At 69.7% G+C, this 16,579-nt stretch carries 16 protein-coding genes; 14 read left to right on the top strand and 2 right to left on the bottom strand.

Annotated elements, in window-relative coordinates; all coding sequences use genetic code 11:
* Positions 1–5: 5 nt before the first annotated feature.
* The 8 genes from LBW94_RS35995 to LBW94_RS35960 all read left to right on the top strand — a co-directional run bounded on the left by LBW94_RS35995 (position 6) and on the right by LBW94_RS35960 (position 8,356).
* On the top strand, positions 6–1,274 hold the full coding sequence (locus LBW94_RS35995) for a hypothetical protein (RefSeq protein WP_225057021.1): 1,269 nt from the start codon (positions 6–8) through the stop codon (positions 1,272–1,274).
* A complete protein-coding gene (locus tag LBW94_RS35990; protein WP_225057020.1) occupies positions 1,274–1,960 on the top strand; it encodes an NTP transferase domain-containing protein in 687 nt (228 codons plus the stop codon). The genes LBW94_RS35995 and LBW94_RS35990 overlap by 1 nt, the downstream gene beginning before the upstream one ends.
* Positions 1,957–3,114, top strand: coding sequence for a hypothetical protein (locus tag LBW94_RS35985; RefSeq protein ID WP_225057019.1), 1,158 nt, complete (start codon positions 1,957–1,959; stop codon positions 3,112–3,114). The genes LBW94_RS35990 and LBW94_RS35985 overlap by 4 nt, the downstream gene beginning before the upstream one ends.
* 15 nt (positions 3,115–3,129) lie before the next feature.
* Complete coding sequence (locus LBW94_RS35980) at positions 3,130–4,407, top strand: aminotransferase class III-fold pyridoxal phosphate-dependent enzyme (protein WP_225057018.1); 1,278 nt, start codon at positions 3,130–3,132, stop codon at positions 4,405–4,407.
* Positions 4,404–5,693 carry a class I SAM-dependent methyltransferase gene (locus LBW94_RS35975; protein WP_225057017.1) on the top strand — a complete coding sequence of 430 codons (1,290 nt, stop codon included), beginning with the start codon at positions 4,404–4,406 and terminating at the stop codon, positions 5,691–5,693. Before LBW94_RS35980 ends, LBW94_RS35975 begins: the two co-directional genes overlap by 4 nt.
* Entirely contained in the window at positions 5,690–6,862 is a 1,173-nt protein-coding gene (locus tag LBW94_RS35970) for a glycosyltransferase (protein ID WP_225057016.1), read from the top strand. Before LBW94_RS35975 ends, LBW94_RS35970 begins: the two co-directional genes overlap by 4 nt.
* A complete protein-coding gene (locus LBW94_RS35965) occupies positions 6,859–7,821 on the top strand; it encodes an FkbM family methyltransferase (protein WP_225057015.1) in 963 nt (320 codons plus the stop codon). The genes LBW94_RS35970 and LBW94_RS35965 overlap by 4 nt, the downstream gene beginning before the upstream one ends.
* 67 nt (positions 7,822–7,888) lie before the next feature.
* Entirely contained in the window at positions 7,889–8,356 is a 468-nt protein-coding gene (locus LBW94_RS35960) for an NUDIX hydrolase (RefSeq protein ID WP_225057014.1), read from the top strand.
* A gap of 895 nt (positions 8,357–9,251) precedes the next feature.
* Here the strand turns inward: LBW94_RS35960 and LBW94_RS35955 are convergent.
* Positions 9,252–9,422 carry a hypothetical protein gene (locus tag LBW94_RS35955; RefSeq protein WP_225057013.1) on the bottom strand — a complete coding sequence of 57 codons (171 nt, stop codon included), beginning with the start codon at positions 9,420–9,422 and terminating at the stop codon, positions 9,252–9,254.
* 15 nt (positions 9,423–9,437) lie between these two features.
* Entirely contained in the window at positions 9,438–9,869 is a 432-nt protein-coding gene (locus tag LBW94_RS35950) for a hypothetical protein (RefSeq protein ID WP_225057012.1), read from the bottom strand.
* Between the two features lie 265 nt (positions 9,870–10,134).
* Between LBW94_RS35950 and LBW94_RS35945 the strand changes: the two genes are divergently transcribed.
* From LBW94_RS35945 to LBW94_RS35920, 6 genes are all read left to right on the top strand, one after another.
* Positions 10,135–11,655, top strand: coding sequence for a hypothetical protein (locus tag LBW94_RS35945; protein WP_225057011.1), 1,521 nt, complete (start codon positions 10,135–10,137; stop codon positions 11,653–11,655).
* A 12-nt stretch (positions 11,656–11,667) separates the two neighbouring features.
* Positions 11,668–12,582 carry an aminoglycoside phosphotransferase family protein gene (locus LBW94_RS35940; RefSeq protein ID WP_225057010.1) on the top strand — a complete coding sequence of 305 codons (915 nt, stop codon included), beginning with the start codon at positions 11,668–11,670 and terminating at the stop codon, positions 12,580–12,582.
* Between the two features lie 151 nt (positions 12,583–12,733).
* Positions 12,734–14,104 (top strand): hypothetical protein, encoded by a 1,371-nt coding sequence (locus LBW94_RS35935; RefSeq protein ID WP_225057009.1) that lies wholly within the window; start codon positions 12,734–12,736, stop codon positions 14,102–14,104.
* A gap of 29 nt (positions 14,105–14,133) precedes the next feature.
* Complete coding sequence (locus tag LBW94_RS35930) at positions 14,134–15,024, top strand: aminoglycoside phosphotransferase family protein (RefSeq protein WP_225057008.1); 891 nt, start codon at positions 14,134–14,136, stop codon at positions 15,022–15,024.
* A 488-nt stretch (positions 15,025–15,512) separates the two neighbouring features.
* A complete protein-coding gene (locus LBW94_RS35925; RefSeq protein ID WP_225057007.1) occupies positions 15,513–16,079 on the top strand; it encodes a hypothetical protein in 567 nt (188 codons plus the stop codon).
* On the top strand, positions 16,076–16,534 hold the full coding sequence (locus tag LBW94_RS35920; protein ID WP_225057006.1) for a hypothetical protein: 459 nt from the start codon (positions 16,076–16,078) through the stop codon (positions 16,532–16,534). Before LBW94_RS35925 ends, LBW94_RS35920 begins: the two co-directional genes overlap by 4 nt.
* Positions 16,535–16,579: the final 45 nt, after the last annotated feature.

The following is a 16,579-nucleotide window of genomic DNA, read 5'->3' as shown; positions in this document are numbered from 1 at the left end:
TGGCGATGCAGACACTTCCGACCCTCGGTGCGCCCGTGGTGTTCCCGGATCCCGCGGCCGGCGTGGCCGAAGTCCTCGCTCGGGTAGCCAGCGGGCACCAGCAGGCCACGTCCGCGATCAATTTGGTGCCCAGCGAGAACCGGATGAGCCCGGCCGCGCACGCGATGCTGGCCACCGACTACAGCAACCGTTACCACTTCAACACCACGCAAACGCCACGGCAGTGGGAATTCCGTGGCGGCGAAGCCGTCGCCGGCGTGGAAAACCTTGGCTGTCAGGCATTTTCCGACCTTTTCGGCGGTGGCGTGGTGAATCTGCGGCCGGTGTCGGGCGCGAACGCGATGCTGATCGCGCTGGCCGGGCTCGGTGGTCCCCCGGGGTCGGCGGTGGTGTCGCTGGCACCGGCGTGCGGGGGCCACTACGCCACCGGCGCGATGATCCGCCGTCTCGGGTACCGGTGGCTGCCGGTCGACTGCACCGGCGGGCACGTCGACGACGACCAGCTGCGCGCCGCGTTGGGGCAGCGGCCGACGCTGGTGTACCTGGATCTGCAGAACTCGCTGCACGTCCTGGACGTGGCTGCCGTCGCGGACCGGGTCGCCACCGGTGCGGGAACGCGGTTGCACGTCGACTGCAGCCACACCATGGGCCTGGTGCTCGGTGGCGCGCACCCCAACCCACTCGACCAGGGGGCGGGCTCGGCGGGGGGGTCGCTGCACAAGACGTTCCCGGGCCCGCACCACGGCGTGCTGGTCACCCGCGACCGCGACACCGCGGCACTGCTGGCGGCCGCGCAGATCGACCTGGTGTCCAGTCACCACTTCGGGGCCGTCCTCGCCGCGGCGGTCACCGCGCTGGAATTCCAGGTGTACGGGCGCGGATACGCGGCCGCGGTACTCGACAATGCCCGGGCGCTCGCGGCCGGGCTGGCCGGGCACGGGTTCGACGTCGCCGCCGGCAGCACCGACACCCATCAGGTGTGGGTCCGGGCCGGGGACGCGGCCGGGCTGTCGGACCTGGTGGCCGGATGGGGTATCCGCGTCAACGTGCAATCCGGGCTGCCCGGCTGCCCCGGCCCGATGTGGCGGCTCGGCACCGCGGAACCGACACTGCTGGGCGCCACGCCCCGCGACATGCACACCCTCGCCGGCATCTTCGCCGACGCCCGCGACGGGCACACCGTCACCGGGCGGGCCTGCGCGGACCGGTTGCGCCGAGCCGTCGGCGGGCGCCCCTGGTGGACCGCGGCCGGCGCGCCCGAGGCGGTGCGGTGATGGCGACGGTGGTCGTGCTCGCCGGGGGCGCCGGATCCCGGTTCGCCGCCCCCTATCCGAAGGAACTGCACGCCCTGCGGCCGGGGGTGTCGGTGATCGATCCGCTCATGCACGCCATCGGCGCCCTTGCGGAGCCGGTGCGCGTGGTGGTGGTCGTGTCGGCGGCGAAACTGGGCCTGGTCGGCCACCTCGCCCGCTACCGCCGCCACGACACCGCGTTCGTGCTCGCCGACAACCCGGCCGCGGCCGGCATGGCATCCGGTCTCGCTGCCGCGTACCCGTGGTGCGACGACCAGGTGCTGGTGTGCCTGGGCGACCAGGTGTATCTCGGGGACCCGGTGCCCGCGTTCACCACCGCGCTGGCCACCGTCGGGGACGGTGCGTCGATCGCGGTGATCGCCGCCGCGTGCACCGACCCGGACCGGTTGCGCCGCGACGGTGCGCTGACCGTCACCGACGGCATCGTCACCGCCGCCGCCGAAAAACCCCGCGATCCCGCCGGTTTCACCGCGTGCTGGTCGGCGGTGGCCGTGGGAAAGCCGATGTTGCCGAGACTGGCCGCCGACCTGGCCACACCGGCCCCGGCCTGTCTGATGAATGCTGCGGTGGTGTGGGGCCCGGCATTCGGCAACCTCAACGAACCCGCCGACGCCCGCGGCTTCGCCACCGGCGAGGTGTGGCCGTGACCGTGGTGCTCGACGCCGGGGACTACCCCCTCACCCAGTACGGCATCTCCGGGATCGGGCTGCGCGTGGCCGAACTCGCCGCCGCCCTCGCCCACCATCTGCCCGTCGTCGTCTACAGCCCCGCCACCGGCAACCGTGAACCGGTCGACACCGGTGACGCCGTCCTGATCACCGAAGCCCGCGACTGGCCGCAGCTGCTCGCCACCGCCGCCGCGGTGATGTTCTTCGACATGCCCGACCTGCCGCGCATGCAGCACGCGGTGGCCGCGGGCACGGTGATCCTCAGCGAGAACACCGCCCCTGTCGAACAATTGGAGTATCCGCGGCTGCGACCGGGCGGGATCTTCGACACCGGCGCCTACCAGCGGCTGGTCGACGCCTACCGGTATCAGCTGACCCACTCGCAGCTGCTGGTCGCCCGCTCGGCGATCGAACGCCTCACCGCGGTCGCCAACCTCGCCGCCTACGGGCTGCTGGACGCGCGCGACATCGCCACCTCCCGGCTGCTGGCGCACCGGATCCTCACCATCCCCCTGGGATTCAGCCACACCACCGCCGCCGGGCTGCTACCGGTGTCGACGGCCCGCCGCCGCACCGAGGTGCTGTGGACCGGCGGGCTGTGGGCGTTCACCGATCCCGTGGCCGCTGTGCGGGCGGTCGCGGCCGCCCGCGCCCGCGGCACCGAGGTCACCCTGCGGTTCCTGCACGCCGCACCCCACCCCGACACCGCCGCCACCACCGCTGCCGTCACCACCGCAGCTGCCGACCTCGGTGTCGCCGAGCACGTGCTCCTGCACACCGACCCGATCGCCCACCGCGACCGCGACCGGTCCTTCACGCACGCCGCCGCGCTGATCTGCCTGGCACGTCCGGGCATCGAGAACCAGACCTGTGTCCGGTTGCGGGCCCGCGATTCCCGCCTGTACGGACTGCCGCTGATCGTCGACCCGCACGGCGCCACCGCCGTCGAACTGGCCGCCGACGAGCTCGCGATCCCGATCGACCCCGACGACACCACGGGCCTGGCCGACCTGCTGACCCGGCTGGTCACCCCCGACGCCAGCCCACCCCGGCACGACGCAGGGACGTGGGCGTACGAGCACACCATCGCACCGCTGGTCGCATGGCTGCACGACCATCTGCCTCCTCGCTGAAAAGGACTGCGCCTCATGGCTACTCATCGCTGGAACGGCTGGACCCGCGCCACCGGCCCCCGGGAACCGATGCCGGTCATCGCCCGCGGCCGCGGCTGCCACGTGTGGGACGTCGACGGCCGCCGCTACCTCGACGGCGTCGCCGGCGCCGCCAACACCCCGTTCGGGCACGCTCACCCGGTCCTGACCGCCGCGATCACCACCCAGCTGACCCGCATCGCGCACATGGACGAAACCCTCGCCGCCCTCGAGCCCGCCGACGCGTTGATGCCCGCGCTCGGCGCGCTGACCGGCATGCACGACATCGTGCTCACCGGCTCCGGCTCCGAAGCCATCGAGGCAGCGTTGCGCATCACCATGGACTACTGGCACGCCCGCGGCGACACCGGCCGGGACACCGTGATCGCGTTCACCCGCGGCTATCACGGATGCACCGCCACCGCGCAAGCACTGTCCGGGCTGCCGGTCCTGCACACCGACTGGGCCCACGCACCCCGCGTCCACCACGTCGACCTCACTGCTGTCCACCACCCCGATCACCCCGGCGCCACCGGGGCGCTGGCGGATGCGTTCGCCACCGCGCTCGACCTCGCCGGCCGGGACCGGGTCGCGGCGGTGATCGTCGAACCGTTCCTCTACGTCGGCGGCGGGATCGTCCTGCCGCCGGGATTGCTCACCGCACTGCAGCACCTGACCACAACCGCCGGATGCCTGCTGATAGTGGACGAAGTGTTCACCGGATTCGGCCGCTGCGGCGGGACCGGATTCGCCACCGCAGCCCTGCCGCGGCCACCGGACATCCTGACCATCAGCAAGGGCATGACCGGCGGCACCATCCCCATGGGCGCCACCTGCCTGCGCGCCGGTATCCGCGACCGGTTCGGTGACACGGTCCTGCGCTACGGGCACACCACCTCCGGCCACGGCCTCGCCGCCGCCGCCGCACTGGCCACCGCCGGCCTGCTCACCGACAGCGGCCTCACCGACGCCGCGACCACCGCCAACTGGTTCACCACGTGTTTCCGGCCCGCGTTCGCCGCCGCCCCCGGCATCCGCGAAGCACGGACCTACGGGGTGACCGGAGTCCTGGACTGCGGCACCGCCGCGCACGCCGACGCGATCGCCGCCGCCGCGCTCACCCGCGGGCTGATCGCCGGCCGCGAGCACACCGCCGTCGTCCTCACCCCCGCCCTCACCGCCACCACCGGCGAACTCGACCAGATGGCAGCCCTGCTCCACGACGCCGTCGAGCACACCACCCCCGACCACACCCGATCGGAACGACCCGCATGACACCACCAGCCACCGTCGCGCGAATCACCCTGCCGGACAGCACAGTTCGCACAGACGACGACTTCACCTACATTCCCTGGTGGACCGACACCACGGTGGCCGCCCTGCTGGCCGCCGTCACCGCGCCGCTGTGGTGCCTGCTGTGCGACCTGGTCACCGGCACGGGCACCGTCAGCGACCACCGGCTGCGCGCTGCCGTGCCCGAGGTGCTGGCGGTGATGGAAGCCTTGTGGCTGCGCCGCGCTCCCCGCCCGCAACCCGGCCCGGGCGGTCGTGAGGTCCCGGGCCGGTTCACGGCACTGACCGGGACCGATCCGGGCCCCTGGCGCGACGGCACCGGCCGTGTCGGCGCCGCGTGGTGCCTGGCCCGGCTGACCGTCTACGCCCACCGCACCGGCACGGCCGCCGCCTGCAGGTGCGGCCGGCACGACCCGGCCGTCACCGCCGCGGCAGTGGCCTGGCGGACCCTCACCGGTGACGACGGCAGCTACCTCTACACCACCGACCTCGCCGGCCGCTACGACCAGGACCGCCCCCACTCCCCGCACTTCTCACACGCGATCACCACCATCGCCGCCACCCACCTCACCGGCCGGGTCGTCGCCGAATTCGGTGCCGGGACCGGCGCGATCACCGGCCTGCTCGCACCCGCCGCCGCCACTGTCCACGCGATCGAACCCGCCGTCGGGATGCGGGCACTGCTGCACCGCGCCACCACCGGCACGACGGCCGTCCGTGTGCGCGGCGAGGATTGCATGGCCGTGACCCTGCCCGCCCAGTGCTGCGACGCGGTCGCCGAACACGCTGCCCTGTGTTTCGTCGACGAACCGGTGTACGCCGTCGCCGAAGCCGCCCGTCTGCTGCGCCCCGGCGGGATCCTGCTGCGTCTGCTGTCGCGCCGCACCCACCCGCCCATCGTCACCGACTTCACCACCGCCTTCCACGCCGCCCTGCGCCGCCACGGTCACCCCCGCGGCCGCATCGTCAGCAACGGCAACGACCCCCGGCTCACCGACTGGCTCGCCACCTGCGGCATCACCACCCGGCTCGACACCGTCGCCACCTGGACCGAACCCCTGCCGCTGCACCAGGTCACCGCCCCGCTGACCCACGGCAGCTACCCCTACCTCACCGCCATCCCCGCCACCGACCGTGCCCGCGCCGTGGACACCGCGCTGGCCGCCACCGGCCTGTCCGGGGACACCATCCTCGACACCACCGTCACCGTCGCGACCGCCACCTCCGTCCTCGGCGGCGTCACGCTGTCCCCGCGGGCGCCGCGATGACCACCCGTGTCCTGGCCGCCTACGCTCCGGGCCCCGGCCACTGCAACACGGTGCTGCCGCTGGTCGCGCAGCTGGCCGCCCGTCCCGATACCGATGTGCATCTGTGCGGCAGTCGCACCGTCGCCACCACCACCGGCGCGGCAGCGCTGCCGGTCACCTGCCATCACGCCGGAGACGACACCTACCCGGCCGCAGGCCACGACCCCACCGGCGAGGACATCACCATCGCAATGGGCCGCCGCGCCCACGCCGACACCAGCGCCCTCATCACCCGGTTACGCCCCGACCTGATCGTCGCCGACACCTCCGCTCGCGGCGCCATCCTCGCCGGCCACGACCACCGGATCCCCGTCCTGCGGGTCGTCGCCTGCGCCGACGCCGCCACCCCCACCGGCAGCGCCGCAGAAGCCCACCGCCGCACCCTCATCCGCGGCCACCCCACCCCGGACCCCACACCGGACGGCGACCTCGGCCTGGTCGCCTTCGGCCCACGCTGGTTCTTCCTCCCCGGCACCCCCACCGAACCCCTCACCTGCTACCGGTTCCAGCCCGACAGTCCCCCGGCCATCGACCCACCGGCACCGGCCGCGCGGCCGCGAGCGCTCGTCTCCTTCGGCACCTTCCTGCCCGAACCCCCCGCACCGGCATGGCGTGCGATCCTCGACGGCCTGCTCGCCGCCGGTGCCGCGTCGGTCGCCCTGAAGATCCGCCACGCACCCACCCGTACCGCGCTCACCACCCACGCCGAGAACCTCACTGCCGGAACCGGATTCGACGTCACGGTCACCGGCGACCTCGACGTACGCCGCCACGTGGCCCACGCGGACATCCTCGTGTGCCACGGCAGCGCCACCTCCACCCTGGAAGCCCTCGCCCACGGCGCCGTCCCGATCATCGCGCCCCGCCACAACGACACCTTCCACGTCGCCGCCCAATGCGCCCGCCACCACGCCGCTGTCATCCTCGACTGGGACACCGGATTCACCCCCGCGACCATCACCGGGGCCGCCACCACCGCTCTGCGCTCCCCGGCCCTCGCCGCCGCCGTGCGTCGCTTCCAAGCCGACAACACCGCCCTGCCACCGATCAGCGCCCTCGCACACCACCTCGCCACCAGCCCCGCCACACCCCCACGACACGCCACACCGCAACCGGGACAGCGACCATGATCAGCGCACGACCGATCACCACCACGGAAACCACCCGCACTGTGCCGCCGTGGCCGACACTGCTGACCGCCGCCCGGCTGTGGACCCGGTACGGCCCGGGAACCCGCATCGCCACCACACTGCTGCCCTGGCTCGACGCCGGATTACGGCAGCGGCCGCGCACCGGAGTCACCCGCACCCGCTTCGGTGCCCGCATGCACTACGACACCAGCGATTTCGTGCCCCGCATGCTCTACATGACCGGCGCCTGGGAACCGGCGATCACCGCCTACCTCACCACTACGCTCCGGCCCGGTGACACCGTCATCGACCTCGGCGCCCACCACGGCTACCACACTCTCCTCGCGGCCACTCTCGTCGGGCCCACCGGCTGCGTCGTCGCCGTCGAACCCGCACCCGCCACCCACCACCAGCTACTGGCCAACCTCGCCCGCAACCACTGCCGCCACGTCCACACCGTCCGCGCCGCCATCACCGAAAACCCGTGCACCGTCACCCTCTACACACCCGACACCAGCAACACCGGCAACACCACCGTCCTCGAACCGAACCCGCACACACCCGCCGTCACCACCACCGCACCGGGACGACCCCTGATCGATCTGCTTCCCGCCGGCACCCTCGAACACGCCCGGATCCTCAAAATCGACATCGAAGGCGCCGAAGCGACCGCCCTCACCGACCTCACCGGCCATCTCCACCGGCTCGCACCAGACTGCGAACTGATCGTCGAAATCAGCCCCGACCGGCTCACCGGCACCGGCACCACCGCCGACGAGATCCTGCAACCATTCCGCAACACCGGATTCCACATCTACCGGCTGGCCAACTCCTACCGGCCGCACACCTACCCTACCGAAATCCGCTCTCCTACAACGCCTTCACCACTGACCACACCGATCACCGGCATGACCGACCTCCTACTGTCCCGCTGCCCTCCCAACACCGATCCCGCGTAGAGAACCGGCCGCACCCGGACCGGGACGCAATCTCCTGTGCCACCACACCCGTTCGAGGGAGACGATCATGGAACGAACCGACGACCCGCGACCGTTCATGCTGCCGCGCCACACCAGCGTGGTCGACGTCGCCCTGCTCCCGATCCTCGACGGCCACCTGCTGTGGAGCCGCCGCGCCAACACCGGATTCATGGACGGCCGGTTCGGCCTCGTCGCCGGCCACCTCGAAGCCGGCGAAGACGTCCTCACCGCGACCATCCGCGAGTCCGCCGAAGAAATCGGGATCCGGCTACACCCCGACCACCTCCACTGCGTCCACGTCCAACACCGCAGAACACCAGAAGGACTGTCCCGCATCGACTTCCACTTCCTCACCACCCGCTGGGACGGCGACATCGTCAACGCCGAACCACACAAATGCTCCGAACTACGCTGGTACCCCCTCCACCAGCCACCACCGGACGCCATACCCTTCTCCGCCGACGCCGTCCACGCCATCACCCGCAATCAGTTCTTCAGCGTCCACGGCTGGTGAGCCCCACAAGACCAGACTCCGCTACCGAAAGCCCGACCGCCTGCTCGCCGAAGATTCGCCTTTTGCCAGCCATCGACACAATTGCGCTGTGCTGATCCAGTTGGTACCGACCTCGGCCACCGGCCCGAACCGACCTGACGCGCGGGGCCCGTCCGAGTTCCTGCGGATCCCTCGAACCGATGCATTCCGTGTGCATAACCGAGTTGCCCTGTCCGTGAAGGGCTCTGCACAGATTTCTCGCCTTCGACACTTCACGCACGATCGCGATCTCGTTCAGTGTCGATCGTCGGCTACCGGAGTGCCGGTGAACCGCACGGAGTACTCCATCACCAGCTGGATAGCCCTGGCTCGGGTGACTGCCCGATCCCCCACCGGGATCAGGGTGGCGCTCAACGACCACCACACCGACGGATTCCCGGACCATAACCCGGTGCGCTCCAGATGCCCGAGTGTGATCGACGGGAGGCCCGGCGAGGACGATCCACCGGCCGCCATCCCACGCCAATCGCACGGTCTCGCGGTCCAACACGACAATTTCTCCTGCTGACAGCGGTCGAGTGTCAGAGTAGTGCGATCACCACCGGCGATGTCCAACGCACCGTGTCCTCCATTCGCGCAGGGGACATACCAACCGGAACCGACAAAACCGGGCTCGGCCGACTGGGTTCCGACGACCGAGCCTAGGTATCCATAATGCCCGGTCTTTGACCCGGCAGCCGCTACCATCCGGCCTACCCGCCGACGCGCGACTACGTCGGCACCAACCCCGAACGCGGTCGCGTCGGCTACCCCGGCCACTGCGACATCTGCGCCGGACTCGGGCACGTTCGTGCCCACCCGAACTATGGCTGCGGCGATGTCGGCGGCCACCGCGGACATTGATCGCGACGGGCGGTCAGTGCGGCTCGTGGTCGGCGTACCGGCGTGGCATGTGGGCGGGCAGCGATCGAGCGGCCTGGTCCAGCGCGACCGCTGAGGGGTGTTCGCGCCCCAGCGCGGCCACGACCTGCTCGTAGAGGGGTTGGATCCGGTCGCGTACCTCGCGGGCGGTGGTTGCGTCCATCATGCGGGGTGTCTCCTGTCATTGGGCGGGGCATCGGTCGGGGCCGATGTCCACCGGATTCGAGTAGTCGCTGAACACGAATGGGTTGCCGTCCATTGTGCCGGTGACGCCCATCGCGAGACGCCAGGTCCCTGCGTAACAGTTGCCGGTGATGGTGTAGTCCGCGCTCGGGTTGGGGATCTGGTCGTATGTTCGGGACACCGAGGTTTCCCACCGGCCGGCGCGTAGGTATTGGAGTGCGAGTGTGAGGTGGTGTTCTTGGGGTGGGGCGTCACATTCGGCCCGGCCGTCGCCGCGGATCTGGAATCGGTCGAGCACGGTGGGGCGACTGTAGGGGTAGAACTCGAATCCGCAGGCTTTCGCCGCGTGCGCGGCCGGCGCCTCGATCAGCATTCCGCCGACGGCCAGCGCTGCCGCTGCGACAGCACAGGCTATTGTGTTGGCGCGCATTGGATTTCCCCCTGATCTGATTGCCCCTGTGCCCTCAGTATGACTCGGGGAGGGTCGTTTCGTCCTCAGCTACGGCGAACCGGTCTGCCCGGACTCCCGGACTGCTCCCGCGGGCGCCGGGCCGATGTGTACAGCGCGGGAACACGCCGAGGCTCGAAATATCCAATGCTATAGCCGATTTGGGCTGTGAATCTGGACATTCGGGGTGATAATTCCTCCATTGAGGGGACATGTCGATGAGGCAGAGGGTGGTCGAATCGTGGCAATGCAGTCAGATCCGTCGAGTGCCGTCACGACAGCGCTCGATTGGGGTGCTGAACTGCGTGCATTCCGCCGGCGACGTGGAGAAAGCCAGCAGAACCTCGCCGACGGACTCAAAGCGGTCGGCCGGGAGCTGGGCCTGGAGCTGGGCTGCGAGCAACAGCACATCTCTCTGTGGGAACGCGGCATCGTGGTGCGCATATCACCTGAATACGAGCAGGTGCTGAGGAAGATCGGTGCACCGCTGCCCGGCACCACGGATGGTCCCACCGTGGTGCACGTGGACGCTCAACCCTCACTCGTATCAGCCCGTTATGCGAGCGCGAGTGCAGTCGGTGGGGGTGACGGTAGCGTTGGTGAAGACCTACCCGAGGAGGCCGATGTGCGACGCAGACGGTTTCTCGGCGCTGTAGCTGCAGCTGTGGTCGGCGAGACCACCGGATTGCACAGGTGGCTGCCCGCGTTGCCGGCCCCGCTGGCGCCGGTGCCGGCCGTGGTCGAGCCATATCATGTTGCTCGGATTCGTATGATGACCGCGACACTCGATCAGCTGTCCAGCGATAGCGGCGGGGCCGCATCGGTCGACGCAGCGCAGGGCGCTCTCGGTTGGGCAGCGCGTCTGCTCGATCAGAGGGTCCCGCCAGCGCTGGAGGGCGAGTTGCGGGTGGCGGCGGCACAACTGGCCAACACCACGGCATGGGCCTGTCACGATGCTGGTCGTCAAGAACACGCCGAGGGCTGCTTCGCGCAGGCACTCGGATGGCTGCGTTCGTCGAAAACGGTTGCCGCTCAAGCGCATAGCTTGAGCGCGGATGTGCTTTTCGGGCTGAGCCGCGTTGCGCTTCACCAATATCAGGGTGGGCGGGGCAGCATGCGCGAACGTTCGGAGGAGCTCGACCACAACCACGTGAAGTTGGCATTGCGGTACGTCCAACTCGGGCAGATCGCCGCACAGGATGCCAACGACCTCGGCGAGGAAGCTCAGCTCCATGCGACCGCCGCCTGGATGTACGCGCTGATGGGCCTGCAAGATCAGGTGGAGGAGTGTTTCGCGCGAGCCGAGCATGCGATGGGCAGAATCCAGCCGAACCGCATCGAACCGTGGCATCAGGTGTTCTTCTCCCGTGGCGACTGGGAGGGCCATCGGGCTCTGGTCTACAGCACACTGGCGGACACCATCGAGGATCGTGTGGAGGCGCAGCGACTGGCCTCCGTCGCAATCGATCTGACGACGGGCTCTCTCGCGGCGACCGATCCTGGCAGGCCGGCGCGTAGCCGGGTCTATGACCGGCTAGTCAGGACGACCTGCCAATTCTGGGTTGGCGATGTCGGTGGCGGACTGGCCTCCGCGGAAGAACTGCTCGACGAGGTGAAGGTGTTGAACTCCACGCGTGCTGTCGAGCGGTTGCCGCAGGTCGTCGCCGCGGCCCTGCCGTTCGTCGCACGGAATTCGACGTTGCGCGATCTGATGGATGGTTACCGTGACGTGATCGTCCAGCATTCGGCCGCGGCCGTCGGCACCTGACCGAGCACCGTCGTGACTCAATTGTCGCCGCACCGGGCCCGGCAGCTGCGTGCCGTCCTGGCCGAAGCGTGTTCGAGGGCCGGTCTGCACGTGGACCCTGCGGAGGCGGCGCTGCTGAAGTATGTCAACAACGCCGTCTATCAGCTCGCCGAGGTCCCTGTGATCGTCCGGATCGGCATCGGTGGCTTGGGACGGTTCCGGGCGCCGCGCATCGCCGCGGTCGCACGCTGGCTCGCCGACCGCGACGCTCCCACCGTGCGGCTGGCCGACGGGATCGAGAATCCGATGTTCGTCGGCCAGGACTTCTCCGTGACGTTCTGGCAGGCCCTGCCGCACCGCGCCGAGGAGGTCCCCTGGACCGGCGCCGATCTGGCTTCGCCGCTCAAAGCTGTTCACTCACTGGACGTTTCCGATTCCGACCTACCCCGGTGGGAGCCGTTCAAGGCAGCCGGCGCACGGCTGGCCGCCGCTGATCCGGCACTACCGGCCGAAGATCTGGCGTGGCTGCGCGCGCAGTGGGACCAGACCGCCGAGGCGTACCGCGCACTGCCGCCGCTGTCGATCGGCCTCGTGCACGGTGATGCGCACCCGGGAAACCTGCTGTGCCCCGCAGTCGAGGGTACTGTGCCGGTGCTGGCGGACCTGGACTCCGCCGGTGTGGGCCCGGTGTCCTGGGATCTGGCCGTGCAGGCAACGGACGCGATGCGGTTCGCGGACAACGGGTTCTATACGGATTTCGCCGCCGCATACGGTCGCGAGGTCACCGATTCTCCCGAGTGGGCTGTGCTGAGCCGCATCCGGGAGTTGCTGCTGGTGACCTCCGCTGTCCCGGACTTGTCCCGCCGTCCCGCGATCGCCGCCGAGCACGCACACCGGCTGCATACCCTGCGCACCGGCGACCCGGCGCTGTGGCACAGCTACCGATAGCTCCCACGAACACCGGAAGGCGATCCGCGCCGGCCCGCTGTCCGTGAATTGTCTGATGGGATAGTCGTTTTGGGCTGCATTATCGAGAGCTCGGAGTGATAATGCCTCGATCAAAGGGAGTACGTAGGCGAGGTGGAGGGCGGTCGAAATCGTGGCAGCACAGTCTGATCCGTCGAGCGCCGTCGACACCGCGCTCGACTGGGGCGCTCAGCTGCGTGGATTCCGCCGTCGGCAGGGAATGACCCAGCGCCGATTCGCCACCGAACTCAAGGCCGCCGGCCACCGACTGGGTGTGGACCTCGCCTGCGACCAGCAGCACATCTCATTGTGGGAATGCGGCCGCGTCGAGAAGATCACACCCGGATACCTCGCCGCGCTGCGCGAGATCGGCGCGCCCCTGCCCGCCGCCGCGCCGCCGGCCCTGTCAGCGGATGCCGTCGACAGCGCAGGCTTCGTGGCTGCGCTTGCCGGCGTGACCGTCGGTGCCCCTGCGGATCTGGATCCATGGCTACCCGACCTCACCGCTGGTTCCATGCCATTGCCGGGCAATGTGGGGGCTGCGGACGTGGAGTTCGTCCGGGTGATCACGGCGAACCTGCGAGGCATGGACCAGCGCCACGGCGGTTTCGCTGTCGCGGATCGGGCTGCCGATTGGCTGAACTGGGGACGCCGGCTACTCGACCGGTGCGACAACCCCGCGACCGGCATGGCGCTGGCTGGGGCTCTGGCCGACCTGTCGCGGGTAGCCGGGTGGGCGCACCACGACATCGGTGACCAGAGCCACGCGCGCAGCTACCTCGCGCTGGCGTTGAAGTTCGCCCACGACGCGGGCGTGCCGAGCCTGGCCGCGTCGGTGTTATATGCGCTGGGCCGGGTTGCGCTGGCACAACAGCGGCCGCAGGCAGCGTTGCAGATCTTCCAGCTGGGCCAGATCAGCGCACAGGACGCGGCCGACTCCGCGGAGTCAGCGCGCCTGCACGCCAACGAGGCGTGGGCGCACGCCATGATGGGGCGTGAGACCGGGATGCTCGACGCGCTGGCGCGCGCCGACCACGAACTCGCGCGCGCCGCCAGCACCGAGACGGAACCCGCGCCCTGGACACAGGTCTATTTCGCCGCCGGTGAGCAAGCCGGGCTCGCCGCCGTGATCTACAACGAGCTCGCCGAGTCGACCGATACCCCCGCCGTGGCCCAGCGGTACACGATCCGGTCGCTGGAACAGACCAGCGCCTCCCTGAACTCGGTGGCCCGCCAGCCGGGCGACCGGCCTGCACGCAGTGTCCTGTTCGACCTCATCAACACAGCGACCGGTCATTTCCGGCTCGGTGACATCGACCCGGCCGTCGAGGCAGCTCACGCGGCACTCACCATGACCGACGGGGTCGTCAGCGCGCGGGCGATCGACCGGCTGCACACGATGGGCAGCACCGCCGCCCCGTACCTTCGCCACCCGGACGTGCGCGCGATCCGCCAGGACGTACAGCAGCTGAGCCTGCCGGTCGCCGCGGCTCCGCCACCGTAAGAGCCTTCGATCCGGCCTACGATGTCGACGTGGCGACCACCATTTCGCCGCGCCTCGCCGCGGACCTCCAAGCAGCGCTGGCCGATGCCTGTGCCCGCATGCAGCTGCCGTCCGACGGAGCACGGCTGATCGCGTACACCGTCAACGCCGTCTACCGCCTCGACGCCCCCGTGGTGGTACGCATCGCCACCGGCGAAACCGGCCGAGCACGCGGGCAGCGCACCGTCGCCGCCGCACGATGGCTCTCCGAACACGACGCACCAGCGGTCCGGCTGCTCGACGGCGTCCAGCCCGTCACGATCGGCGACTACACCGCCACCTTCTGGCACGCGGAAGAAGTCCGGAACGACTGGACTGCACACGATCTCGCGGCCCCCTTGCGGGAGTTGCACCGCATCGCGGCCGACCCGGCATTGCCTGCCTGGGATCCGTTCACCACCGGTCACCACCGCCTCGCCGCAGCCGACCCGGTGATGACCGGCAGCGATCTCGAATGGCTGCAGAACCAGTGGGCCGCCGTCGAACAGGCCTACCGGCACGACAGCCCCGAGATCCCCGTCGGAGTGGTTCACGGTGATCCGCACATCGGGAACCTGCTGTCGACCGGATCCGGCCGAGTGATCTACTGCGACCTCGACGAAACCGGGATCGGCCCGCTGGCATGGGATCTCGTGCCGCAGGCCGTCGGCGCCAGCCGTTTCGACCGGATGCCGTTCTACATCGAATTCGCCGCTGCCTACGGCGCCGACGTCCGCGACGAACCCTACTGGCCGTTGCTGGCCCGGATTCGTGAACTGATCATGGTGACCAGCGTGCTCCCCGATCTCGGGCACAGACCCAGCGTCGCTGCCGAGCACGCGCACCGACTGGCGTCACTGCGATCCGGCGACACCTCCGCAGTCTGGCATCCGTACCGCTAGGCCACATTACGTGCGCGCGTAATGTGCATTGCGTATCTGCTGGTAGAACTTTCTGCTTTTGTCACGGTGACTTGCCTTGTGCATTACGTATTTTCGTACCGTGGCTTCCCGTGCGTTACCTCGCTTGACTTGATGCATGACCTCATTCGCCGCACCTTTCGCCGGAATCGGAGAGCAACCACCTCTCCGGCACCGGTTCGAGGCACGTCGAATCATCCCCAACCAACCAACCGCTCCACCGATACCGCCTCTGAACGGCACCGGAGGATGTGGCCCGCATATCCGGTTCCGGGCACGAATTCTTCCCGCGGATAGCCGGTGCGGTATTCCGTGGTCCGCTAGTTATTGCGCCACGCACTTTCAGGTCGCCGCGAAATCGGTTGCAGTCACTGATCTCCCGGACGTAATCGGCTGTCGACCGACCTCAGCCGGCACCACCGCGGGTCCGCGGAGGTCACCAGCGGTACATCGACCTCGAGGAGGTCGCCGTGGTGTTCAGTAGTGTCGCACCGGCAGGCCTCCGATGCCCCGAGCAGGTTGCGCTGTGCCACCGCACGGTCGATTTCGGAGTCGTGGCCGAATTGCCCAGCGCGGCCGCGGTGGTGGCGATCTTGTCCGGGAACGTGGTGCAGGGATGTCCTCCGATCTTCGTCCTGCATCTCCGCACGCTGGTCGCGCTGCAGCGGGAATCGTCCGTAGCGTCGACAAGCGCGCTGATGTCCGAGATCGCACTCACCGTCGCCGATATCGACATGGCCGTGGTGAGGCTGGCGGCCGTGCAGCTGGCGACACCGGACCGGGCGCGCAGGGTGGCCCTTCACCCCGATTCCCCGGGAATTCACATGAATTTGCTGGTCACCGCATGGCTGGCCATCACCGATCGCGACGATCCCGCGGGGCCATCATTGCTGCACGACAGGTGCGCGGTCTACGACAGGTTGTGTGCCGACGTCACGGCGGGCACGCGGCGCTGGCCCGCGCTGTCCCGGACGACACACATCACCATGCTGCGGCCACCGGCGACGGCAATCACACCGTTCGGCGGCACCGGATGAGCATACTGCCGGGCTGGCACGATCTGATCGCGGCCATGCAAGGCCGCACCGCCGCCAGCGACACGGATGTCATCACCTGGTGCGCGGCCGAGCTGGGGCTGCTGTACCGCTGCACCCCACCCGGAGGGCGTTCCGGCGCGCAGCGTGGCGTGTTGATGACAGCGATCGACATGTTCGCGGCCACTCAGGTGCGGTGGCCGGGAGGTGGCGGCCCCGCGCAACCACTGGGGGCACTGGTCGACGAGATGGCCGCCACCTCCGCGCTCGCGACGACCGCGCTACGCGTCTGCAAGCCCAGCAGCGAGTTCGTGCACCGCTGCTGGCTGCACCTGGCCACGCTCGCCGAAGCCTGGACCCTGCTCTCCCTCGACGCCACCACCGGCCGCTACGAAGACTCGCTCGCCGCCTCCGGCCCCGGCCCGGCGAGGCCGGACGCCGTGACCTCCGACCCATGACACACCCGGGCCGGAACTCGCTCACACCGCACGACGAGTTCCGCC

The sequence above is a fragment of the Nocardia sp. alder85J genome (assembly GCF_020176955.2).
Lineage (GTDB): Bacteria > Actinomycetota > Actinomycetes > Mycobacteriales > Mycobacteriaceae > Nocardia.
Note: the sequence above shows the minus strand (reverse complement) of the source record. Positions and strands in the feature narration are given on the sequence as shown.